Origin of the sequence: Bordetella genomosp. 6, assembly GCF_002119705.1 — a bacterium.
GTDB lineage: Bacteria > Pseudomonadota > Gammaproteobacteria > Burkholderiales > Burkholderiaceae_B > Bordetella > Bordetella bronchiseptica_F.
Genome location: NZ_CP021107.1, coordinates 941,908 through 964,458, shown reverse-complemented (window position 1 = coordinate 964,458; position 22,551 = coordinate 941,908). Strand labels below are relative to the sequence as shown.

Sequence of the window (22,551 nt, the reverse complement as noted above, 5' to 3'; positions counted from 1 at the left end):
TAATCCGCTCCACGCTTTGCGTTTTACCACTCGAGACCCGCCATGTCCGCCCCACCGACCACCCTCCGCCTGCACCTGCCCGACGAAGCCGCCACCGAAGACCTGGCGCGCCAGCTTGCGCCGCTGGTCGACGGGCGGCGCGGCGGACCACCGGGGGGACAGATCCACCTGCAAGGCGACCTGGGCGCCGGCAAGACGGCCTTCACGCGCGCACTGTTGCGCGAATGCGGCATCCAGGGCCGGATCAAGAGTCCCAGCTACGCGCTGCTTGAATCCTATAAAGTTTCTAACTTATACTTCTATCACCTTGATTTTTATAGGTTTAGCGATTCGCGCGAATGGCTGGACGCCGGTTTCCGAGATTTACTGCGTGACGACGCGGTAGTTTTGATCGAATGGCCGGAGCGCGCGGCAGGCTTGCTGCCCCCTCCGGACCTGCTGATCTCCCTGGCTTACGCAGACCAGGGACGGGACGCCAACCTGACCGCCCATACCGCCCGAGGACAAACATGGTTGAACGCGATTGTCCCCCCGCCCACGGCGCGCTCTCTCCCCGCGCCGCCGCCCGCCGACGCCTGATCAGCGTCGCCGCGACCCTGCTCGTCCTCCCCGTCGTTCCCCGCCTGGCGCATGCGGCCACCATCCTGGCCGTGCGCACCTGGCCGGCCGATGAGTACACGCGCGTCACGCTCGAGCTCGACAGCGAGCTCAAGGCTGAACACTTCACGCTGGAGAATCCCCACCGCCTGGTGGTGGATATCGAAGGCCTGTCGGTCAATGCCGCCCTCAACGACCTCGTGTCCAAGGTGCGGCACGACGACCCGTACATCCGGGGCCTGCGCGTGGCGCAGAACCGGCCCAACGTGGTGCGCCTGGTGTTCGACCTCAAGCAGTCGGTGGCGCCCCAGGTGTTCACCCTCAAGCCGGTGGCCGACTACCAGTACCGCCTGGTGCTGGACCTGTACCCGAAGGTGGCGCAGGACCCGCTGATGGCGATCCTGAACAAGCAATCCGGGCCCGATGTCGACGATCCGCTGGCGCGCGTGCTCGACGAGATCGCGCGCAACCAGCCCGCGCCCGACCAGCCGGCCGCGCCGCTGGCGCGCGGCCAGGAGCCGGCGCCCGCGCTGCCCACCCCGCCCATCAAGCCGCTTCCCGCGCCCAGCCGCTCGGCCAGCCGCAAGCGCATGCTGACCATCGCGCTCGATCCGGGACATGGCGGCGAGGATCCTGGCGCCATCGGCCGCTCGGGCCTGCGCGAGAAGGACGTGGTGCTGCGCATCGCGCGACGGCTCAAGGCCCTGATCGACGCGCAGCCGTACATGCGCGCCTACCTGACGCGCGACGACGATTATTTCGTGCCGCTGCACGTGCGCGTGCAGAAGGCGCGCCGCGTGCGCGCCGACCTGTTCGTGTCCATCCACGCCGATGCCTTCATCAAGCCCACGGCCAACGGCTCGTCGGTGTTCGCGCTGTCCGAGCGCGGCGCATCGAGCACGCAGGCGCGCTGGCTGGCCGACAAGGAAAACGCGGCCGACCTGATCGGCGGCGTCAACCTCGGCAGCCACGACCGCCAGGTGGCCAAGGTGCTGCTGGACCTGTCCACCACGGCGCAGATCAACGATTCGCTCAAGGTCGGCACCGCCTTCCTGGACGAGATCAAGAAGATCAATCGGCTGCACAAGAACCGCGTCGAACAGGCGGGCTTCGCGGTGCTGAAGGCGCCCGATATCCCGTCCATCCTGGTCGAGACGGCCTTCATCAGCAATCCCAAGGAAGAAGCCCTGCTGCGCAGCGCGGCGCACCAGGAAAAGCTGGCGCAGGCCATGATGACCGGCATCGACCGCTACTTCACCGCCAATCCGCCGCTGGCGCGCGTAGGCGACGTCAGCTGAGGCCGGCGCCTGCCCCGCACGGGGCGGGCGCCGCGCCGCTCATCCGCCGCGCCGTACCTGCGCCAGGCGCACCAGCGCGCCGACGACCACGGGCACAATGGCCGCGCCCAGGCCGATCAGCACGATGGTGTTCAGGTGCTCGCGCACCAGCGGGATGTTGCCGAAGAAATAGCCCGCGGCCACCAGGCTGATCACCCACAGCAGCGCCCCGCCGATATTGAACAGCTGGAAGCGCGCCAGGCGCATGTCCGCCACGCCGGCCACGAACGGCGCGAAGGTGCGGATCACGGGGATGAAGCGCGACATGACGATGGTCTTGCCGCCATGCTTCTCGTAGAACGCGTGCGTGCGCATCAGCGCGTTGCGGTCCAGGAAGCGCAGGTTCATCGAGAACACGCGCGGCCCGATGTAGCGCCCTATCGTGTAGTTGACCGTATTGCCGCTGATGGCCGCCACGATCAGCAGCGCGGCCGTCAGCACCGGGTCCATGTGGCCGGTGGCGCCGAACGCGCCGGCGATGAACAGCAGCGAGTCGCCGGGCAGGAACGGCAGCACCACCAGCCCGGTCTCGGCGAACACGATGAGAAACAGCACCAGGTACACCCACACGCCGTACTGTTCGACCCAGATGCCTAGGGTCTGGTCGATGTGGAGCACCATATTGAGGAAGTCGAGCATGAGGGTCCGCGGATGTGAGGCCGGCTGCCGGGCGGTAGCGTAGGGCTAAAATCGCCATTATTGCCTATTCCGTTTGCCGCCCGCCCATGTCCGATCGCCGTCCGATTGCCACCCTCCCCGACCTGTTGATCAGCCAGATCGCCGCCGGCGAGGTGATCGAGCGGCCGGCGTCGGTGCTCAAGGAAATCCTTGAAAATGCCATCGACGCCGGCGCGCGCGCCATCGAGGTGCGCCTGGAGGGCGGCGGCATCCGCCGCATCGCCGTCACCGACGACGGCAGCGGCATCCCGCCCGAGGAGCTGCCGCTGGCGCTGACGCGCCATGCCACCAGCAAGATCCGCTCGCTCGACGAACTGGAAGCCGTGGCCTCGATGGGGTTTCGCGGCGAGGCCCTGGCGTCGATCGCCTCGGTGGCCGATCTCACGATCATCTCGCGCACGCGCGGCGCCGACCACGCCTGGCAGATCGACGGCGGCAGCCTGCAGGTCAGCCCGGCCTCGGGACCGCCGGGCACGACGATAGACGTGCGCCAGCTGTTCGACCGCGTGCCGGCGCGGCGCAAGTTCCTGCGCTCGGAAGCCACCGAATTCGGCCATTGCGTCGACGCCATGGAACGCATCGCGCTGGCCCACCCCGAAGTCGCGTTCCGCCTTTTCCACCACGACCGCGCGCAGCGCCAATGGCTGCCGGCCGACCATGGGCAGCGCATCCGCGACGTGCTGGGCGCCGAATTCGTCGGCCACGTGCTGCCGGTGCAGGCGGCCGCCGGCGCCATCGCCCTGATGGGCATGGTGACGCGGCCCACCGCGGCGCGGGCGCGCGCCGACCGCCAGTACCTGTACGTCAATGGCCGCTTCGTGCGCGACCGCACCGTCAGCCATGCCTTGCGCAGCGCCTATGCCGACGTGCTGCATGGCGACCGGCAGCCCGCCTACGTGCTGTACCTGGACATCGATCCGGGCGCGGTCGACGTCAACGTGCACCCGGCCAAGCATGAAGTGCGCTTTCGCGACAGCGGCGCGGTGCACCGGTTCGTTTCGCAGGTCGTGGGCCAGACGCTGGCGCAGACCGGCGGAGCCGAAGCGGTGCCGGCCGGCGCCCCGGACGGCGCCGCCCCCGACGCGGCCTACGCCGGCCAGCCGGCCGCCGCGCCCGGCCTGGCCGAGCCGCGCGCGCCCTATCCCGCTTCCTATCCCCCGCCAGGCCAGGTTTCCTACCAAGGGTCGCCGGCCCGGCCGCACACGCAGGTGCCGTTCCGCCTGCACGCAGAACCGGCCGGCATCCCCGCGTCCGATTGGCAAAGCCTGTACCGCCCCCTGCCCGCGGACGCGGCGCCGGCGGCCATGGCGCTGCGCGACGCTCCCGCCACGGCGCTGCCGGCGGCCGACGAGCATCCGCTGGGGCAGGCCCTGGCGCAGTTGCACGGCATCTACATCCTGGCGCAGAACTCGCGCGGTCTGGTGCTGGTCGACATGCACGCCGCGCACGAGCGGGTGGTATACGAACAGCTCAAGCGCGCCCTGGACGACCGCGCGCTGCCGCGCCAGGACCTGCTGGTGCCGGTCGTGTTCCATGCCGCCGAGAAGGACGTGGCGCTGGTCGAAGAGCACGAGACGCAGCTGAACGAACTGGGTTTCGAGATGCGCCCGTCCGGCCCGGCCTCCATCGCGGTGCGCAGCGTGCCGGCCCTGCTGGCGCGCGGCGACATCGAAAGCCTGGCGCGCGCCGTGCTGCGCGACCTGGGCGCGGTGGGCGTGTCGCGCCTGCTGACCGAGCAGCGCAACGAGCTGCTGAGCACCATGGCCTGCCATGGCTCGGTGCGCGCCAACCGGCGCCTGACGCTGGAGGAAATGAACGCGCTGCTGCGCCAGATGGAAATCACCGAGCGCGCCGACCAGTGCAACCACGGCCGCCCCACCTGGGTGCAATGGTCGGTCAACGACCTCGACAAACTGTTCCTGCGCGGCCAATGACCCCGCGCGCCATCATCTGCCTGGCCGGCCCCACGGCGGCCGGCAAGAGCGCCTCGACCCTCGCGCTGGCGCAGCGCTGGCCGCTCGAAATCATCAACGTCGATTCGGCCACCATCTACCGCGGCATGGACATCGGCACCGCCAAGCCGTCGGCCGCCGAGCGCGCCCAGGTTCCCCAGCACCTGCTGGATATCCGCGATCCGGCGCAAGCGTATTCGGCCGCCGAATTCCGCGCCGACGCGCTGCGGCTGATCGCCGAGATCCACGCGCGCGGGCGCATTCCGCTGCTGGCCGGCGGCACCATGCTGTACTACAAGGCGCTGCGCGAAGGGCTGGACGATCTGCCGCAGGCCGATCCGGCGCTGCGTGCCGAGCTCGAGGCGCGCGCCGCGCGGCTGGGCTGGCCTGCGCTGCATGCCGAGCTGGCCTTGCTGGATCCGGTCACCGCGGCGCGCCTGTCGCCCAACGACAGCCAGCGCATCCAGCGCGCGCTGGAAATCTGCCGCCTGGCCGGCCAACCCATGTCGGCCCTGCTGCAGGGCGAACGGCGCGGCGACGCGCCATCGCCCTACCGCTACGTCACCCTCAGCCTGGAACCCTCCGAGCGCGCGGCGCTGCACGCGCGCATCGCACAGCGCTTCGACGCCATGCTGGCGGCCGGGCTGGTCGAAGAAGTGCGCGGCCTGCACGCGCGCCCGGACCTGCATCCGGGACTGCCGTCGGTGCGCTGTGTCGGCTACCGGCAGATGTGGTCATACCTGGATGGCGATATCGACCTGGACACCGCCCGCGAGCAAGGCGTGGCGGCCACCCGCCAGCTGGCCAAGCGCCAGCTCACCTGGCTGCGCGCGCAGCCGGAGCGCGTCATCATCGATTGCCTGGCCGGCGACGCCGTGGCGCGCACCGTCGACGCGATGGCGCGGGCGCTGGGCCCGACGCCCGACTGAACGTCCGGCGCCTGTCCCCGCGGGGACAGGCACCGAACCCTGCCTCAGACCACGACGGTCTGGGCCATGCCGTCTTGCTGCGGCACGATTTCGCCGATCCGGTTGACGATCTCGCCCTGCTCGCGCAGCGTGGCGGCGACGGCATCGGCCTGATCCGCCGCGACCACCAGCACCATGCCGATGCCGCAGTTGAACACGCGGTGCATCTCGGTATCGGCCACGCTGCCCTGCTGCTGCAGCCACTGGAACAGCTTGGGCATTTCCCAGCCGTCGCGCTGCAATTGCGCGGCCATGCCGGGCTGCAGGATGCGCGGCACGTTGTCGAGCAGGCCGCCGCCGGTGATATGCGCCAGGCCCTTGATGGCCGGGCCGTGGCGATCCAGGGCCGCCAGCACCTGCTTGACGTAGATGCGGGTCGGCGCCATCACCACGTCGGCCAGCGGCTGGCCGTGGAAGTCCTGGTCGGGGCGCGCGCCGGCGCGCTCGAGGATCTTGCGCACCAGCGAGTAGCCGTTCGAGTGCGCGCCGCTGGAAGCCAGGCCCAGCACCACGTCGCCCGGCTGGATCGACTTGCCGTCGATGATGGCCGACTTGTCGACCGCGCCCACCGCGAAGCCAGCCAGGTCGTATTCGCCGTCGGGATACATTCCCGGCATTTCGGCGGTTTCGCCGCCGATCAGCGCGCAGCCGGCCAGTTCGCAGCCGCGCGCGATACCGCCCACCACCGCGGCCGCCGTGTCCACCGACAGCTTGCCGCAGGCGAAGTAGTCGAGGAAGTACAGCGGCTCGGCGCCCTGCACCAGGATGTCGTTGACGCTCATGGCGACCAGGTCGATCCCCACGGTGTCATGACGGTTCCAGTCGAACGCCAGGCGCAGCTTGGTGCCCACGCCGTCGGTGCCGGACACCAGCACGGGCTCGCGGAATTTCTTCGGCACCTCGAACAGGGCGCCGAAGCCGCCGATGCCTGCCAACACTCCGGGACGCATGGTGCGCGCGGCCAGGGGTTTGATGCGGTCGACCAGCGCGTCGCCTGCATCGATGTCGACCCCGGCATCGCGATAGGTCAAGGGAGCGGAATGTTGATTAGTCATGTGAAAAACCGTGGGGTATGTAACAATTGCGGGATTTTGGGTGGTACGTCCGGGATTTTACGACGCCGGGCGCGATCCTGGCCGCAAACCCCTGGAAATGCTCCGAAATGCTCCGCCCGCCGGGTTTCGCCCGCCCGCGTTCGCCGTCGCGCGACACCGCCCGGCCCGCAGTGGTTTAATGCAGGGTTGGCCGCGCCGGGGCATGCCATGCGCCGCGCGCCCCGATCCGGAAAGCCTGTTTTATCGCCATACATGAACCGCCAGCTGCTGCTTGACGTTCTTCCTGCGCCTGCGCCTACGCTGAACAACTACATTGCCGGCCCCAACGGCCAGGCGCTGGCGGCCGCGCACGCCCTGACGGCGGGGCGGGCCATCTACCTGTGGGGGCCGGCCGGCTGCGGCCGCACGCACCTGCTGCGCGGCCTGAGCGCCCAGCCCGAGGCCATCTACATCGATGCCGCGCGCGCGGCGCAGTCGCTGCGCGAGCTGGCCGAGGCCGACTCGACCGCGCCCATGCCCCGGCTGGTGGCCGTCGACGACGTGCACCGCATGGACGACGCGCGGCAGGCCGGCCTGTTCGCCCTGTACAATCGCTGGCGCGAATCGGCCGCCACCGGCCGGGCCTTCGCGCTGGCCGTCTCCGGCGACCGCGCCCCGATGTCGCTGCCGCTGCGCGAAGACCTGCGCACCCGGCTGGGCTGGGACCTGGTCTTCCGGCTCGACCCCCTGTCCGACGCGGACAAGCTGGCCGCGCTGACCGCCCAGGCCGCCGAGCGCGGCCTGCAGCTGGCGCCCGAGGTCATCAACTGGATGCTCACCCACCACGAACGCGACATCCGGAAACTGGCCGCCTTGCTGGACGCGCTGGACCGCTATTCGCTGGCCACCGGCCGGCCCATTACCATTCCCCTGCTGCGCGCCATGCTGGCAGACCCTCACTCGCAAGCGACATGACGACCCGACGCCTAGCCCTGTTCGACCTCGACCACACCCTGTTGCCGTTGGACAGCGACTACCAATGGGCCGACTTCCTGGCCCGCACCGGCCGCGCCGGCGATCCCGACGAGGCGCGCCGCCGCAACGACGACCTGATGGAGCGCTACAACCGCGGCGAGCTGACCGCCGAGCAGGCCGCCGAGTTCATGCTGGGCCTGCTCGCTGCGCATTCGCCGGTGGAGCTGGCCGCCTGGCACGAGGAATTCATGCGCGACGTGATCCGCCCCAGCCTCACGGCGCAGGCGGTCGACGTCGTGCGCGGGCACCTGGCGGCCGGCGACCTGTGCGCGCTGGTGACCGCCACCAACAGTTTTGTCACCGCCCCGATCGCGCGCGCCTTCGGCGTGCAGCACCTGATCGCCACCGACCCGGAATACCGCGACGGCCGGTACACTGGTCGCATCGAAGGCACGCCCAGCTTCCGCGAAGGGAAGGTGGTGCGGGTCAGCCAGTGGCTGGCCGGCATGGGCCTGGCGCTGGGCGATTTCGCCGAGTCGTTCTTCTACAGCGATTCGGTCAACGATGTTCCCTTGCTGGAAGCGGTAACACGGCCTATCGCCGCCAATCCCAGCCCGGGCCTGCGCGAGATCGCCCAGGCGCGCGGATGGCAGGTGATCGACCTGTTCGACCACCTCGAAGATGCGAAGTCCTAAATGATTACCGAAACCATAAGAAAATTTGTCGGCCGGCTGTTCGCGCCGGCCCTGCGCGGCCCACAGCGCATCGGCGCGGAACGCCATGGCATCGATCGCCGCAATGTCTCGCGCCACGCCATCAAAGTCTGCGACGTACTGCGCCAGCATGGCTACGAAGCCTATATCGTCGGCGGAGCGGTGCGCGACCTGATCGTGGGCCTGGAGCCCAAGGATTTCGACGTGGCCACCAACGCCACGCCCGAACAGATCCGCCCGCTGTTTCGCCGCGCCCGCATCATCGGCCGGCGCTTCCAGCTGGTGCACGTGGTGTTCGGCCAGGAAATCATCGAAACATCCACCTTCCGCGCGCCGGCCTCGGACGACCAGGAAACCGACGAGCACGGCCGCATCCTGCGCGACAACGTATTCGGCTCCCAGGAAGAAGACGCGGCGCGCCGCGACTTCACCATGAACGCGCTGTACTACGACCCGCACACCGAGGAAGTCATCGACTACCACCAGGGGGTGCAGGACCTGAAGAAGCGCCAGGTGCGCATCATCGGCGACCCGGTCAAGCGCTATCGCGAAGACCCCGTGCGCATGCTGCGGGCGGTGCGCTTCGCGGCCAAGCTGAACGGCACCATCGATACCGCCACGCGGCAGCCGATCCGCACCATGGCCAGCCTGATCGAGAACGTGCCGGCCTCGCGCCTGTTCGACGAAATGCTCAAGCTGCTGACCTGCGGCCACGCCATGGACTGCCTGCGGCAGTTGCGCAATGACGGCCTGCACCACGGCCTGCTGCCCTTGCTCGACGTCGTGCTCGAGCAGCCTGGCGGCGAGAATTTCGTCGAACTGGCGCTGGAGCGCACCGACGCGCGCGTGCGCGCCGGCAAGACCATCAGCCCCAGCTTCCTGTTCGCGGCGCTGTTGTGGCAGCTGGTCGACGTGCGCTGGAAACAGCTGCGGGCCCAGGGCGAACACAACATCCCCGCGCTGGTGCAGGCCGCCGACTCGGTGCTGGACGAACAGACCGAGAAACTGGCCATCCAGCGCCGCTTCTCGTCCGACATGCGCGAGATCTGGTTCATGCAGCCGCGCTTCGAGCGCCGCGCCGGCAAGACCATCTACCGCATGCTGGAGCAGCCGCGCTTTCGCGCCGCCTGCGATTTCCTGCAGCTGCGCGCCGCCGCCGGCGAATTCGACAGCGTGCTGGCCCAGTGGTGGATGGACCTGGCCAATGGCGACGATGCCACGCGCGCCGAAATGATCGAGGAAACCGCCCGCCTGCCGCGCGAGGCGGGCGACGCGCCGGCGCAGAAGCGCCGCCGCCCGCGCCGCCGTCCGTCCAACCGCCCGTGCGAACCGCAATGAGCGGCGCCCCGGCTCCCGTCCTGGCGTACGTCGGCCTGGGAGCCAACCTGGGCGATGCGGCCGCGACACTGCGCGGCGTGCTGGACGAACTGGCCTCCGCGCCCGGCGTACTCGCCTGCACGGCCTCGCGCCTGTACCGCACGGCGCCCGTCGAGGCCCAGGGCCCCGATTTCGTCAACGCGGTCGCCGCGCTCAGCACTACGCTGGCGCCACTGGCCCTGCTGGATCTGTTGCAGGCGCTGGAGCAGCGCCACGGGCGCGAACGGCCCTACCGCAATGCGCCACGCACCCTGGACCTGGATCTGCTGCTGTACGGCGACGAGGCCATCGACCATCCCCGCCTGAGCGTGCCGCATCCGCGCATGCATGAACGCGCCTTCGTGCTGGCGCCGCTATGCGAGCTGGCGCCGGGCCTGCGCCTGGCGCAAGGCGACTGCGCGGCGTTGCTGGCCGCGCTGGCCGGCCAGGCCATCGAGCCGCTGCGCTGAGGCAGCGGCCCGGCCCTGTTCAGGGCTGCAGATTGCCGTCCTTGACCACCTTGCCCCACTTGGCCATCTCGTCCTTCAGGAAGGCCGCCGCGTGCTCGGGGCTGTCGGCCACCAGGTCGATACCGTCGCGCTCGAGCATCTGGCGCATGGCCGGCGTGTTCAGCGCGCGCGCGGACGCCTCGTTCAGCGTCTGGATCACCGCCGGCGGCGTGCCTTGCGGCGCGGCCAGCACGAACCAGTTGCGGGCCTCGAAGCCCGGCAGGGTTTCGGCCACGGTCGGCACGTCCGGCAGGATGGCCATGCGCTTGGACCCCGTGGTCGCCAGCACGCGCAGCTTGCCCGAGCGCACGTGGACCAGGGACGAGGCCGGGTTGTCGATCATCAGGTCCACTTCACCGCTGATCAGGTCCATGAAGGCCGCGCCCGCGCCCTTGTAGGGAATCGTCATGAACGTCACCCCGCCCTGCCCGGCGAGCATGGCGGTGGCCAGCGCCTGGATGCCCGTGCTGGCGCTCAGGGCGAAATTGATGCGGTCCGACTGCCTGGCCTGCGCCAGCACGTCCGGCAGCGACGCCGCCTTGAACTTGTTGCTGGCCACCAGCACCTGGGGCGCCGCCGCCATGATCATGACCGGCGAGAAATCCTTGACCGGGTCGTACGGCACCTGCGGGTAGAAGGCCGGCGTCGTGGCGAAGGCGGCCGAACTCAGCAGCAGCGTATAGCCGTCGGCCGCGGCGCGCGCGACGTCGGTGGCGCCGATCTGCCCGGTGTTGCTGGGCTTGTTCTCGACCACCACGCTCTGGCCCAGGATATCTCCCAGTTCCTTGGCGAAGGGGCGCGCCAGCGCATCGACGCCGCCGCCCGCGGCAAACGGCACCACGATGCGCACCGCCTTGTCGGGGTAGCCGGCATGCGCCGCGCAACTTCCCACCGCCATCGCCGCGGCCAGCAGCGTTCCCCAGATTTGCTTCTTCACGTATGTCTCCTATGTTGCACGTGCATTCAGGCGGCCGGCTGTTCCGCCGCCAGTCGCATGACGGCGGCGGCGTCGCCTGCCTCATCCAATGTCCAGACCGCCTCGATCAGCCGGTCCGCGTCCACGCGCGCGCCGCCGTGGCGGCACAGTTCGCGCAGTTTCTCCTCGATCTCGCCGTCTTGCAGCGGCCGCGCCCGCGAGCCGCGCGCGGCCTGCACCTCGCGCTCGAGCAGCGTGCCGTCCTGGAACGCGATGCGCACCTTCACGGCGTCGACCGACATGCTGTCGTCGTCGTGAAAACCCAATCGCTCGCCCAGCGCCCGCAACCCGGCGTCGGCGACCGCCTCGTCCGAGAACTCCGGCAACCCGGCGCGGCCGCGCGCCAGGGCCACGGCCACGGCATGCTGGGCGCTGACCTGCGACTGCCGGCCGGTGGCCACGCCGGGCCGGTCGGTGCGCTGTTTCAATAGCGGATGCCCGGTCAGCTCGATGCGCTCGATGGCGGCCCAGCCGCCGCCGGCGATGCGGGGATCCGCCGCCAGCGCCAGGCAGGCGTCGATCACCGGGTTGAGCACCACGCCGCAGGGATAGGGCTTGTACGTGTTGTTCAGCACCTCCCAGCGTTCTCCCAGGCCGGCGCTGACCGCAGCGATATCGGGCGCGTCGGCGGCCACGCGCAGATAGCCGCGCGGGCCCTCCAGCGGTTGCGGCGGCCCGTCCAAGCCCTCCGCCGCCAGCAGGGCCGACAGCAGGCCATTGCGCGCCGCATTGCCCACGCTGATACTCTTGGCCGCGGTGCCCAGCATCTCCACCAGCCCGCCGGCCTGCACCGCCGCGCAGCCCAGCGCCGCCACCATGGCGTCGCCCGGCAGCCCCAGGCAGCGCGCCGTGCCCAGCGCGGCGCCGAACACGCCGCAGGTCGAAGTGATATGCCAGCCGCGCGCGTAGTGTCCCGGCGACATGGCGTTGCCGATGCGGCAGGTCGCCTCCACGCCGAGCACGAACGCATGCAGCAGCTGCGCGCCGCTCAGCGGCCGGGTTTCGGCCAGCGCGAACAGGGCCGGCGCCACCGGCGCCGTGGGATGGATGATGGTGGGGTGATGCGTGTCGTCGAAATCGTAGACATTCGCCGCCATGGCATTGAGCGCGGCGGCGTTGAGCATGTCCAGGCGCCGCGCCCGGCCGACCAGCGAAGCCCGCGCGTCCGAGGCGAACCGGGCATAGGTGCGCGTGGCGGTATCCAGCACGGGATCGCGCGCCGCCGCCAGCGCCACGGCGAAGTAGTTCAGCAGGCTGCGCCGGCCTTCGTGGCGCACGGCCTGCGGCACATCCTCCCAGCGGCTGGTGGCGGCAAAGCGCGCCAGTTCGGCGCTGACCGCGGGCGTGCCGGCGAGCGGCGAAACGGCTTGATTCATGGTCATTTCACTTGTTGGGGAAGCCACATCACGATCTGCGGGTAAATGTAGATCAGGCACAGGAAGAGCAGGATGATCAGCACGAAGGGCAAGGCGCCGCGGATGATATCCGTGAAACGCGCCTTCTCGTTCATGCTGCGCAACACGAACAGAACCATGCCCACGGGCGGCGTGATCAGCCCGAGCTCGATCATCAGCACCAGGAATACGCCGAACCAGATCGGGTCCAGGCCCAGCGACATGGCGATGGGATACGTCACCGGCAGGGTCATCAGCATCATCGCGATGGACTCGACGAACATGCCCAGCACCAGATAGGCCAGCACCATGGCGGCGACGATCAGCGCCGGCGACAGGTCCGCGCCCTGGATCAGGTTGACCACCTCGCGCGGCAACCGCAGGTAATCGAACACCCAGCTGAAGATGCCCGCGCCCACGACGATCAGCAGCAACAGCGCCGTCACCTTGGCGGAGTCGTGCGCGATCTCGAACAACGCCCGCCAGCTCAACTGGCGACGCACCAGGCACAGCACGAAGGCGCTGATGGCGCCGATGGCGGCGGCCTCGGTCGGCGTGGCCACGCCCGTATACATCGAGCCGAGCACCGCGCCGATGATCGCCACGAAAGGCACCATGCCGCGCGACGCGCTCAGCTTCTCGCGCAGCGTGTAGGCGCGCGCCACCGGCGCCGAGCCCGGCACGGCCAGCGCCCACACCAGCGCGCCCAGCATGAAGCAGGCCATCAGCAGCAGGCCCGGCAACATGCCGGCCAGAAAGAGATGGGTGACCGACGCGCCCACGGTGGTGCCGTAGATGATCATCGGAATGCTGGGCGGGATGAGAATGCCCAGCGTCGCGCCGGCCGCCGCCACGCCGTAGGTCAGGCGGGGGCTGTAGCCGCGCTCGATCATGTCCGGGCAGGCCACCTTGCCCAGCGTGGCGGCCGTGGCCAGGCTCGAGCCCGACACCGCCGCGAACACCGCCGAGGCGCCCGCCGACGCGTGCGCCAGGCCGCCGGGCGCGCGGCCGAACCAGCGCACCAGTGCGTCGAACATGCCCGCGGTAATGCCGCTGCGCAGCAGCAGCCCGCCCATGAAGATGAACATCGGCACGGCCGTCAGCGTGAAGGTGTTGGTGCTGCTCCAGGCCCGCTCGGCCAGCAGCGACAACTGCGGGCGCGACAGCAGGAAATACACGCCGAACAGGCCCACCAGGCCCAGCGCGACCCCGATGCGCACGCCGAGAAACAGCAGCAGCATCATGCTGGCCACCAGCAGGACGGCGATCCAGCCCAGCGACTGCCCGCGCGCCAGGCCATACAGCACGGCGCAGCCGCCGACGACCAGCACGACGTGCGCCAGCGTGCGCGCGCCGCTCCAGGCCCATGCGCAGACCAGCAGGACCGCGACGATCAGGGCCATGCCCCAGTCGAAACGTCCGCCGCCCGCCATCGGCACCGTATTGGCGCCCAGGGCCACCAGGGCGGCCGCCAGCAAGGCCAGCAGCGCCGGCGTCAGCCAGCGCCGCCAGGCCTGGGCAGGCGGGCTCAGGCGATAGAGGTCCACCAGGATGGACATGCAGAAAACCACCATGCCCACCGACACCGCCAGCTCGGGCATCCACTGCGGCGTGGACAGCAGGCCCCAATCGCGCGTGTCGTTGAGGTACTCGCGCACGTTGAAGCTGGCCATCTGCCAGCCCAGCACCACGCAGAACAGCAGCGCCAGCCACTGGCACAGCAGTTCCACCCGCAGGCGCACGGGCGCGGACAGGCGGTCGATCCAGAGCTCCACCTGGACATGCGAGTTGGACGCCTGCGCCGCCGCCAGGCCGAAGAACACCGTCGCCACGAGCAGATAGCCGGAAATCTCGGTCGCCCATGCCGTGGGCGAATTGAAGAGGTAGCGCGAGAAGATCTCGTAGCACATGGACAAGGCCATGAGCAGCAGCGCCAATGTCGCCAGCGCGCCGGAGGCGCGCGAAATCCCCGCCATCCAGCGGATCAGGCAGAAGTCCCGGTCGGCCGCCAGGGGATAGGGGGAGGCGCCCGCCAGCTCCGCCGGCTCGATCGGCATGACAGGCGCCGGCATCTCGATACTGCTCATAGCTGTCTCCTCGACACACGCGGCGCGGCCGCGCGATGGTGTTTTCCCTGAGAGAGCCGGCAAGCTCCTCCCAGAATGATGTTATGACGGTATTATAGGCATATTGTATGATTGAATGCTTGAAATTTTAACAGCGCACCGCGCCGCAACACCAACCCAGGAGGAGCAACATGCCCCAACATTTCCCGCTACCACGCGGATTCCAGGCCGCCCTGGCGGCGGCCGCCCTGTGCACGGCCAGCTGGAGCGGCGCCGCCGCCGCCCAGACCTATGACCTGACCATGGCCGTCATCACCTCGCCCGGCGACGGCTACTCCATCCTTACGGCCTCGGTGCCCGAACGGGTGGCCAAGGCCACGGACGGCAAGGTCAAGGTCACGGTCAGCGACTCGCTCGTGCCGCCGGCGCAAATCGCCACCGCCGTGCGCGAAGGCCGCGTGGACATGAGCGCCGCCCTGCACACCTATCTGGCCGCCGACGAGCCGCGCATGGGCATCTTCAACCTGCCCGGCCTGATCAACAACATCCAGGAATACAAGCAGGTGTGCGACGCCTTCTGGTGCGAGGACACCCGCAAGATCTGGAAGGACAAGTGGAACGCCATCGTCCTGGCCGAGGGCGCGTGGTGCACCCAGCAGCTGTTTTCCAAGGATCCCATCCACAAGGTCGAGGACTTCAAGGGCAAGCGGCTGCGCGTGCACAACCCGCAGACCGCCGAAGTCGTCAACGCGCTGGGCGGCAAGCCGGTCGCCATGCCCACCACGGAAATCTTTCCGGCGCTCGAGCGCGGCGTGATCGACGGCCTGTTCATCTCGACCTGCGTGGGCGGCTCGCTCGAATTCTGGCGCATCGCCAAGAACGTGCAGAACTGGAGCCTCGGCCCGATCAACGGCTGGGCCATCCTGGTCAACCCCGACAGCTGGCAGAAGCTGCCCCCCGAGGTGCAGAAGCAGGTCCAGGGCGCGATGGACGCCCTGCAGCAGGAAGCCTTTGGCAATTACGACACCTTCGTCGGCAATGCCCAGCAGGAGATGATGAAAAAGGGCGTGACGTTCTGGGTGGCCCCCGAGGAGGAACGGGCTAAACTAATGCAGCAGCAATATATCGGTCCTTCCTACGAGGCGTGGAACAAGCGCGCCAAGCAGGTCGGGTTCGATGGCCCGGCTTATCTCGATCGCGTGCGCACGACGCTCGGCAAGAGCGCCTCGAACTGATCGCAGGCCGTCCAATGGTGTCCGGTGCGCTTGCGCGCACCGGATGCCTTTCCCATTTTGCAATCCGAACCGCATGACATCTCCCGCAGCGCCAGAAGGTGAATTCAAGGTCCAGCGTGTCGCTTCCGTACTGCGCCACAGCGTGACCGAGAGCATCCGCAACGCCATCCTGGTGGGCCGGTTCCGCCCCGGCGAACGCCTGCCCGAACGCGAACTCTGCGAAATGACCGGCGTCAGCCGCACCCTGGTGCGCGAAGCGCTGCGCCAGCTCGAATCCGAAGGCCTGATCGTCGTCATTCCGCACCGCGGCCCCGTGGTCGAACGACTGTTGCCCGAACAGGCGCGCGGCATCTACCAGGTGCGCGAAGAACTGGAAGGCCTGGCCTGCCAGCTGTTCGCCGAACACGCCAGCGACGCCCAGCTCGCCGCCCTGCAGGAAGCCTTCCAGGCGCTCAAGCGCGCCCTCACGCGCGGCACGCCGCTGGAGCAGATCGCCGCCAAGAACGCGTTCTACCAGCAACTGCTCGACGGGGCCGGCAACGAGGCGCTGACCACCACCTTGCGCCTGCTCAACTCGCGCGTCATGCTGCTGCGTTCCACCTCGATGCAGGCGCCGGGCCGCGCCAAGCACAGCGTGGCCGAACTGTCGAACCTGCTGCAGGCCCTGGTGGCGCGCGACGGCAAGGCCGCCCGCAAGGCGGGCAGCCTGCACGTGCGCAATGCCGCCAGCGTGGCCATCGCCATACTGCAGGACTCGCTGGCCGACGCTGCCGCGCCGGCCGAGTAAGCCCCGCGCGGCGCGCTCAGCGCGCCGCCGCCCCGAACGGATCGGCCTCGACCGGCGTATCCACCTGGTAGGGCAGCGCCTCGGGCAATCCCGACAGGCTGCGCATGACCGGGTAGATCGCGCTGTAATCCTGGCCGCCACGGCCCTGCGCACGCGCCGCCGTATAGGACTGGAATGCCGCGCTGCCCATCGGCACGCAGGCCCGGCTGCGCGCCGCCAGCTCGAGCGCCAGGCCCAGGTCCTTGTGCGCCAGGTCGACCTGGAAGCCCGCCGACAGATCGCCGCGCAGCACCTTGTTGGGATAGGTGATGTTCATGTGCCCCAGACCGGCGATGGTGCCGCGCATGACCTCCAGGGCCAGCTCGACGCTCAGGCCGCTGGCCTCGGCCAGGGTCAGCGCCTCGGCCGTCAGGGCATTGAGCGAAATGCCCATGAAGTTGTTGACCACCTTCACGCGCGAGCCGCCGCCCACTTCGCCGCAATCGATGACCTGGTTGCCCATGCACAGCAGCGCATCGCGGGCGCGCGCCTTGTCCTGCGCGCTGCCGCTGGCGAGGATCAGCAGCGTGCCGCGCTGCGCCTCCATGGCGGAGCGGCCTACCGGCGAATCCAGCATGCGCAGGCCGCGCTCGGCCAGGCGCTGCGCGATCAGGTCCGTCTCCTGGGGCAGGATGGTGGACATGTTGATGAAGAGCGCGCCCGGGTCCATGCCCTGCAGGGCGCCGTCCGCGCCTTCGAGCGCGGCCTGGATATGCGCCGCGGTCGGCAGCATGGCGATGACCAGGCCGGCGCCGGCCGCCGCCTCGCGCGCGCTGGCGGCGCGCTGGCCGCCGGCCTGCGCCAGGGCGTCCAGCGCTTGCGGATTCAGGTCATAGCCGGTGACGGCGTGGCCGCCCTTGACCAGGTTGCAGGCCATGGGCAGGCCCATCGCGCCCAGGCCGAGAAATGCGATCTTGTGTTTTTCCATGATGTCTCCTTGTCGGCCAGCGCGTCCAGGCGCTGGCCCGTCTTCCCCGACGCGTCAGGCGAAGGCCCCTTCCTTTTCCATCGTATCCACCACTTCGCGCACCGCCTTCATGGCGTCCAGCGCGGCGGGCACGCCACAGTAGATGGCCGCCTGCAGCACGACCTCGACGATTTCCTCCTTGGTCACGCCGTTGTTGATCGCGCCGCGCAGGTGCAGGCGCAGCTCGTTGGGCCGGTTCAAAGCGATCAGCATGGCCAGGTTCAGGAAGCTGCGGGTCTTGCGCTCCAGGCCGGGACGCGTCCAGACTTCGCCCCAGCAATATTCGGTGACCAGCTTCTGCAGGGAAGCCGTGAGGTCATCGGCACTATTGAGCGATTTGTCCACATACGCGTCGCCGACCACCGCGCGGCGAACTGCCAGGCCTTTTTGGAACTGCTCGGTTTGAAACTCAGGCCGTAATGCCATGGTGTGTCTCCATTGAGTAAAAAGCGGCGCGTTGGAACATCCACTTGCTACCGCACATCGTACTACTATAATACAATCCTATTGTATTTATAAGATCCCGAACGTCATCCAGCCTGGAGGAGACACCTTGAACTGTGCGCCTTTTGACGTGTACGCCATCCGCTACGCGCGCCATAGCGGCCGGATCGCGGCCGACAACTATCTGGGCAAGGTGGATTTCCACGATGCCGAATCCGATCTCGATTACTACGTCTGGGCCCTGCGCCGCGGCGACGAGGTCTATGTGGTGGACACCGGCTTCGCCGAAGACGCGGCGCGCCAGCGCGGCCGCGAGCTGCTGATGCGCCCGGCGCAGGGTCTCGCCCTCATCGGCATCGACGCGGCGCAGGTGCGCGACGTGATCCTCACCCATCTGCACTACGACCACGCGGGCACGCTGGGCGACTTCCCCGCCGCCACCTTCCACGTGCAGGACGCCGAGCCGGCCTACGCCACCGGGCGCTGCATGTGCCATGGGCCGTTGCGCCATCCGTACGACGTCGAGGACGTGGTTGGGTTCGTGCGCAAGGTCTATGCCGGCCGGGTCAATTTTCACAACGGCCAGACCGACCTGGCGCCCGGCCTTTCGCTGCACCTGGTCGGCGGCCACACCGGCGGCCTGCAGATCGTGCGCGTCTGGACGCAGCGCGGCTGGGTCGTGCTGGCTTCCGATGCCAGCCATCTGTACGGCAATATCGGCCACGAGGCGCCCTTCCCGGCGGTCTACCACGTGGGCGACATGCTGGAGGGCTACCGCACCGTCAGGCGGCTGGCTGACTCCGAGGCCCATATCGTGCCGGGCCACGATCCGCAGGTGATGCAGCGCTATCCCGCCCCCTCGCCCGAGCTGCAAGGCAAGGTGGTGCGGCTGGACGTCGCCCCCACGCCCGACGACCTCGTGCCGGAGGCGGCATGAACCCGGCCCGCCCGCTGCACGGACGCTGCGCCCTGATCACCGGCGCCGAGGCCGGACTGGGGCTGGCCATCGCCGATACGCTGGCCCGTTCCGGCGCCGACATCGTGATGCACTGCCTGCAGGCCGGCGACGCCGCCCGCCAGGCGCAAGCCGCCCTGGCGCGCGAGCACGGCGTGCGCGTGCTGCTGCTGCAGGCCGACCTGCGCGACGTGGACCAGATCGAGGCCATGGCGGCCCAGGCGCTGGCCGAGATGCCGCGCCTGGACATCCTGGTCAACAACGCCGTGGTGCGCCATTTCGAGCCGGCCCATGAACTGCCGCGCGCCCACTGGGACGAGTCGCTGGCCGTCAACCTGTCGGCGGCCTTCCACCTCGCCCGCCTGGCGCTGCCGGGCATGCTGGCGCAGGGCTGGGGCCGCATCATCAATCTTTCGTCGGTCTATGGCGCCGCGGCCGCGGCCAACCGGGTCGGCTATGTCACCACCAAGACCGCCCTGCTGGGCCTGACGCGGGCGCTGGCCGTGGAGACCGCCGCCAGCGGCGTCACGTGCAACGCGGTCTCGCCGGGCACCGCGCCCACCCCGGCCATCGTCGGCCGCATCGCCGACATCGCGCGGCGCGACGGCGTCGCGCAGGAACAGGCCGAACGCGAATACCTGGCGGCGCGCCAGCCCACCGGCCGCTTCGTCGCCATGGAAAACGTGGCGGCCCTGGTCGCCTTCCTGTGCAGCGACGCCGGACGCGACATCACGGGCGCCACCCTGCCCATCGACGGCGGCTGGACCGCGGCCTAGGCTCGCCCCTCTTTCACTTCCCACTCTCCACTCACACCACAGCGAGACACATCATGACGACGGAAAAGCATCTTGGTTTCGTAGGTATCGGCCGCATGGGCACCCCCATCGCCGAACGCCTGCTCGAAGCCGGCTACACCCTGACGGTCTACGACACGCAAGCCCCCGCGCTGCAGGCGCTGGCCGCCAAGGGCGCCCATATCGCCGACTCGCCCAAGGCGGTGGCCGACCGCGCCGAGACCGTGCTGGTATCCCTGCCCACCCCGGATATCGTGCTCGCGGTGGCGCTGGGCGAGAACGGCCTGGCCCGCGGCAGCGCGGTGCGCACGGTCATCGACCTGTCCACCAGCGGCTCGCAGGCCGCGCGCACCCTGGCCGACGGCCTGGCGGCGCAAGACATCGCCAGCATCGACTGCCCGGTCAGCGGCGGCGTCACGGGCGCCAAGCGCGGCACGCTGGCGCTGATGGTATCCGGTCCGCGCGACCGCTACGACGCCTTGCACGACATGTTCGGCGTGATCGGCAAGCCGGTCTACGTCGGCGAGCGCGCCGGCATGGCGCAGACCATGAAGGTCATCAACAACCTGATTTCGGTCACGGCGCTGAGCATCACCTCGGAACTGATGGTGATGGGCGTGAAGGCCGGGCTGGATCCGGACATCATGCTCCAGGTCATCAACTCGGGCTCGGGCCGCACCAACGCCTCGGAAGACAAGATTCCCCGCTTCGTGCTTACCCGCAGCTTCGACTTCGGCTTCGCCATCGGCCTGTCCGCCAAGGACGTGCGCCTGTGCCTGGAGGAAAGCGAGCAGCTGGGCGTGCCGCTGCGGGTCGGCGACGCCGCCCGGCGCCTGCTCAACGACGCGCGCGACAAGTTCGGCAACGAGGCCGACCTGACCGAAATCATCCGCTACGTCGAAGACAACGCGGGCGTACAGGTGCGCGGCAAGGCCGCCGACGCCGCATGAACGCGGCCGGCGTAGCCGTCATCACGGGCGGCGCAAGCGGCATCGGCGCCGCCTGCGCCCGCCGCTTCGCGGCCCAGGGGATGGCGGTCGCCATCCTGGACGTGGCGCGCGAGGCGGGCCAGGCCCTGGCCGCCGAACTCGCTGCCCTGGGCGCGCCGGCGCGCTTCTATGCCTGCGACGTGGCCGACGCCGCGGCCGTGCAGGCCTGCGCCGACGCGGTCTCGGCCGAACTGGGCCAGGCCGCGCTGCTGGTCACGTCCGCCGCGCTCATTCCCAATACCGAATCGGTGCTGGACATGGACCTCGCCGAGCATGACCGCATGTGGCGGGTCAACTACCACGGCACGGTGCATGCCTGCCGCAGCTTCGGGCGCATCCTGCGCGCGCGCGGCGCGGGCCACATCGTCACGCTCGGCTCCATCAACAGCCGCAACGCCCTGCCCCTGCCCGCCTACAACCCGGGCAAGGCCGCGCTGGCGCGCCTGACCGAATTGCTGGCCCAGGAGCTGGGCCGCCATGGCGTGCGGGTCAACAGCGTCGCGCCGACCTACGTCATGACGCCGGCGCTGCAGGCCCGTATCGACGCCGGCCAGCGCGACCTTGCCTCGATGATGTCGGTGCACGCGCTGGACGCGCTGCCCACGCCCGAGGACATCGCCGACGCCGTCGCCTTCCTGTGCTCGCCGCAGGCCCGCCTGATCACCGGCGTGCTGCTGCCGGTGGACGCCGGCTGGGCCGGCGGCATCAGCTATCGCACCTACGCCGGCGGCATGCCCCCGCAAAGCCAAGGCGCCTGACCCCATTCCCATACCAAGACAACGGAGACCCCTGATGTCCAGCTCATTCCTGAAAGCCCTGCGGCGCGCGCCCGTGCTGGCGCTGTGCCTGGCCCTGCTGCCTGCCGCCGCCGCCCGGGCGGCCTACCCCGAGCGCCCCGTGCGCGTCATCGTGCCCTTTGCCGCCGGCGGCGGCGCCGACATCGTCGCCCGCCTGGTGTTCAAGGGCGTCAGCGAGCAGCTCGGCCAGCCCTTCATCATCGACAACCGCGGCGGCGCCGGCGGCATCATCGGCACCGACGCGGTCGCCAAGGCCGAAGCCGACGGCTATACCCTGCTGCTGGGCCAGAGCGGCCCCAATGCCATCAACCCCTCGGTGTACGGCAAGCTGCCGTACGACGCGCGCAAGGACTTCGCGCCGGTCACGCAGCTGACCAGCTACCCCTATGTCGTGGCGGTCAAGAACGGCCTGGCGCCGAACAACCTGCGCGAACTGATCGAACTGGCCAAGCGCGAACCCGGCACGCTCACGCTGTCGACCGCCGGCCAGGGCAGTTCCGCGCACCTGGCGGTCGAGCTCTTCATGCGCCAGGCCGGCATCGTCGTCATCCCGGTGCCGTACAAGGGCGCCGGCCCTGCGCTGCTGGACGTGGTCGGCGGCGTGGTCGACATGACGTTCGGCGACGCCGCGTCGGCCTCCAAGCAGGCACAGGCAGGCAACATCAAGGCGCTGGCCGTCACGGGCGCGCGGCGCTCGCCGCTGATTCCCGACGTGCCCACGGTGCAGGAAGCCGGGGTACCCGGCTACGAAGCCTCGGCCTGGCATGCCGTGCTGGCCCCGCGCGGCACGCCGGAACCCGTCATCCAGACGCTGTACACAGCCATCGGCAAGGTGCTCGCCGACCCGCAGCTGAAGGCGCGCCTGGCCCAGGACGGCATCGAAGCCGTGGGCAGCGAGCCGCAGGCATTCGGCCAGGCCTTGAACGCGGAAATCGACAAATGGCAGAAGGTGGTCGAAGACGCGGGCATCAAGCTGGAGTAGTCCGGCG

The 22,551-nt window shown here is 69.5% G+C and carries 22 protein-coding genes; 15 read left to right on the top strand and 7 right to left on the bottom strand.

All coding sequences use genetic code 11. The annotated features are described in order from the left end of the window. Nucleotides 1-42 precede the first annotated feature (42 nt). Together CAL11_RS04610 and CAL11_RS04605 are read left to right on the top strand one after the other, a co-directional pair. Nucleotides 43-579 (top strand): bifunctional alanine racemase/tRNA (adenosine(37)-N6)-threonylcarbamoyltransferase complex ATPase subunit type 1 TsaE, encoded by a 537-nt coding sequence (locus CAL11_RS04610; RefSeq protein ID WP_015065018.1) that lies wholly within the window; start codon nucleotides 43-45, stop codon nucleotides 577-579. Then, nucleotides 510-1,895, top strand: coding sequence for an N-acetylmuramoyl-L-alanine amidase (locus CAL11_RS04605; RefSeq protein WP_033448429.1), 1,386 nt, complete (start codon nucleotides 510-512; stop codon nucleotides 1,893-1,895). The genes CAL11_RS04610 and CAL11_RS04605 overlap by 70 nt, the downstream gene beginning before the upstream one ends. Nucleotides 1,896-1,934: 39 nt before the next feature. On the opposite strand, the gene CAL11_RS04600 is transcribed toward CAL11_RS04605, so the two are convergent. Further along, a complete protein-coding gene (locus tag CAL11_RS04600; protein ID WP_086092284.1) occupies nucleotides 1,935-2,573 on the bottom strand; it encodes a VTT domain-containing protein in 639 nt (212 codons plus the stop codon). 86 nt (nucleotides 2,574-2,659) lie between these two features. On the opposite strand from CAL11_RS04600, the gene mutL reads away from it, so the two are divergent. Together mutL and miaA are read left to right on the top strand one after the other, a co-directional pair. Beyond that, the gene (gene mutL / locus CAL11_RS04595) at nucleotides 2,660-4,546 is read left to right on the top strand and encodes a DNA mismatch repair endonuclease MutL (protein ID WP_086092283.1); all 1,887 of its coding nucleotides are present in this window, start codon (nucleotides 2,660-2,662) and stop codon (nucleotides 4,544-4,546) included. After that, nucleotides 4,543-5,493 (top strand): tRNA (adenosine(37)-N6)-dimethylallyltransferase MiaA, encoded by a 951-nt coding sequence (miaA, locus tag CAL11_RS04590; protein ID WP_068927018.1) that lies wholly within the window; start codon nucleotides 4,543-4,545, stop codon nucleotides 5,491-5,493. The genes mutL and miaA overlap by 4 nt, the downstream gene beginning before the upstream one ends. A gap of 44 nt (nucleotides 5,494-5,537) precedes the next feature. On the opposite strand, the gene purM is transcribed toward miaA, so the two are convergent. Continuing rightward, nucleotides 5,538-6,587, bottom strand: a complete 1,050-nt coding sequence (purM, locus tag CAL11_RS04585; protein ID WP_015065013.1) for a phosphoribosylformylglycinamidine cyclo-ligase — start codon at nucleotides 6,585-6,587, stop codon at nucleotides 5,538-5,540. A 252-nt stretch (nucleotides 6,588-6,839) separates the two neighbouring features. Between purM and hda the strand changes: the two genes are divergently transcribed. The 4 genes from hda to CAL11_RS04565 are packed head-to-tail and all read left to right on the top strand — an operon-like array spanning nucleotide 6,840 to nucleotide 10,080. Continuing rightward, nucleotides 6,840-7,541, top strand: a complete 702-nt coding sequence (gene hda, locus CAL11_RS04580) for a DnaA regulatory inactivator Hda (protein ID WP_086092282.1) — start codon at nucleotides 6,840-6,842, stop codon at nucleotides 7,539-7,541. After that, nucleotides 7,538-8,236: an HAD family hydrolase gene (locus tag CAL11_RS04575; RefSeq protein WP_015065011.1), complete on the top strand. Its 699-nt coding sequence runs from the start codon at nucleotides 7,538-7,540 to the stop codon at nucleotides 8,234-8,236. Before hda ends, CAL11_RS04575 begins: the two co-directional genes overlap by 4 nt. Then, nucleotides 8,237-9,592 carry a polynucleotide adenylyltransferase PcnB gene (pcnB, locus tag CAL11_RS04570; protein WP_086092281.1) on the top strand — a complete coding sequence of 452 codons (1,356 nt, stop codon included), beginning with the start codon at nucleotides 8,237-8,239 and terminating at the stop codon, nucleotides 9,590-9,592. Continuing rightward, nucleotides 9,589-10,080 carry a 2-amino-4-hydroxy-6-hydroxymethyldihydropteridine diphosphokinase gene (locus CAL11_RS04565; protein ID WP_086092280.1) on the top strand — a complete coding sequence of 164 codons (492 nt, stop codon included), beginning with the start codon at nucleotides 9,589-9,591 and terminating at the stop codon, nucleotides 10,078-10,080. The genes pcnB and CAL11_RS04565 overlap by 4 nt, the downstream gene beginning before the upstream one ends. A 19-nt stretch (nucleotides 10,081-10,099) precedes the next feature. On the opposite strand, the gene CAL11_RS04560 is transcribed toward CAL11_RS04565, so the two are convergent. From CAL11_RS04560 to CAL11_RS04550, 3 genes are read right to left on the bottom strand one after another with little or no spacing between them, the layout of a single operon-like run. Beyond that, nucleotides 10,100-11,056, bottom strand: coding sequence for a tripartite tricarboxylate transporter substrate binding protein (locus tag CAL11_RS04560; protein WP_015065008.1), 957 nt, complete (start codon nucleotides 11,054-11,056; stop codon nucleotides 10,100-10,102). Nucleotides 11,057-11,082: 26 nt separating this feature from the next. After that, the gene (locus CAL11_RS04555; protein ID WP_086092279.1) at nucleotides 11,083-12,477 is read right to left on the bottom strand and encodes an MmgE/PrpD family protein; all 1,395 of its coding nucleotides are present in this window, start codon (nucleotides 12,475-12,477) and stop codon (nucleotides 11,083-11,085) included. Further along, complete coding sequence (locus tag CAL11_RS04550; RefSeq protein WP_086092278.1) at nucleotides 12,474-14,576, bottom strand: TRAP transporter large permease subunit; 2,103 nt, start codon at nucleotides 14,574-14,576, stop codon at nucleotides 12,474-12,476. Before CAL11_RS04550 ends, CAL11_RS04555 begins: the two co-directional genes overlap by 4 nt. Nucleotides 14,577-14,746: 170 nt before the next feature. On the opposite strand from CAL11_RS04550, the gene CAL11_RS04545 reads away from it, so the two are divergent. After that, a complete protein-coding gene (locus tag CAL11_RS04545) occupies nucleotides 14,747-15,790 on the top strand; it encodes a TRAP transporter substrate-binding protein (RefSeq protein WP_086092277.1) in 1,044 nt (347 codons plus the stop codon). A gap of 43 nt (nucleotides 15,791-15,833) precedes the next feature. After that, a complete protein-coding gene (locus tag CAL11_RS04540) occupies nucleotides 15,834-16,577 on the top strand; it encodes a GntR family transcriptional regulator (RefSeq protein ID WP_015065004.1) in 744 nt (247 codons plus the stop codon). A 16-nt stretch (nucleotides 16,578-16,593) separates the two neighbouring features. Here the strand turns inward: CAL11_RS04540 and yihU are convergent, their stop codons facing one another. Both yihU and CAL11_RS04530 read right to left on the bottom strand, forming a co-directional pair. Further along, complete coding sequence (yihU, locus tag CAL11_RS04535; protein WP_015065003.1) at nucleotides 16,594-17,544, bottom strand: sulfolactaldehyde 3-reductase; 951 nt, start codon at nucleotides 17,542-17,544, stop codon at nucleotides 16,594-16,596. Nucleotides 17,545-17,598: 54 nt separating this feature from the next. Beyond that, complete coding sequence (locus tag CAL11_RS04530) at nucleotides 17,599-18,009, bottom strand: carboxymuconolactone decarboxylase family protein (protein WP_033465621.1); 411 nt, start codon at nucleotides 18,007-18,009, stop codon at nucleotides 17,599-17,601. Between the two features lie 127 nt (nucleotides 18,010-18,136). Between CAL11_RS04530 and CAL11_RS04525 the strand changes: the two genes are divergently transcribed. The 5 genes from CAL11_RS04525 to CAL11_RS04505 are packed head-to-tail and all read left to right on the top strand — an operon-like array spanning nucleotide 18,137 to nucleotide 22,544. Then, a complete protein-coding gene (locus tag CAL11_RS04525) occupies nucleotides 18,137-18,964 on the top strand; it encodes an N-acyl homoserine lactonase family protein (RefSeq protein ID WP_086092276.1) in 828 nt (275 codons plus the stop codon). Continuing rightward, nucleotides 18,961-19,758, top strand: coding sequence for an SDR family oxidoreductase (locus tag CAL11_RS04520; RefSeq protein ID WP_086092275.1), 798 nt, complete (start codon nucleotides 18,961-18,963; stop codon nucleotides 19,756-19,758). The genes CAL11_RS04525 and CAL11_RS04520 overlap by 4 nt, the downstream gene beginning before the upstream one ends. Nucleotides 19,759-19,811: 53 nt before the next feature. After that, on the top strand, nucleotides 19,812-20,726 hold the full coding sequence (locus CAL11_RS04515; RefSeq protein WP_086092274.1) for an NAD(P)-dependent oxidoreductase: 915 nt from the start codon (nucleotides 19,812-19,814) through the stop codon (nucleotides 20,724-20,726). Further along, a complete protein-coding gene (locus CAL11_RS04510) occupies nucleotides 20,723-21,523 on the top strand; it encodes an SDR family NAD(P)-dependent oxidoreductase (protein ID WP_086092273.1) in 801 nt (266 codons plus the stop codon). Before CAL11_RS04515 ends, CAL11_RS04510 begins: the two co-directional genes overlap by 4 nt. A 34-nt stretch (nucleotides 21,524-21,557) precedes the next feature. Continuing rightward, nucleotides 21,558-22,544 carry a tripartite tricarboxylate transporter substrate binding protein gene (locus CAL11_RS04505; protein ID WP_086092272.1) on the top strand — a complete coding sequence of 329 codons (987 nt, stop codon included), beginning with the start codon at nucleotides 21,558-21,560 and terminating at the stop codon, nucleotides 22,542-22,544. The last annotated feature ends 7 nt before the right edge of the window (nucleotides 22,545-22,551 follow it).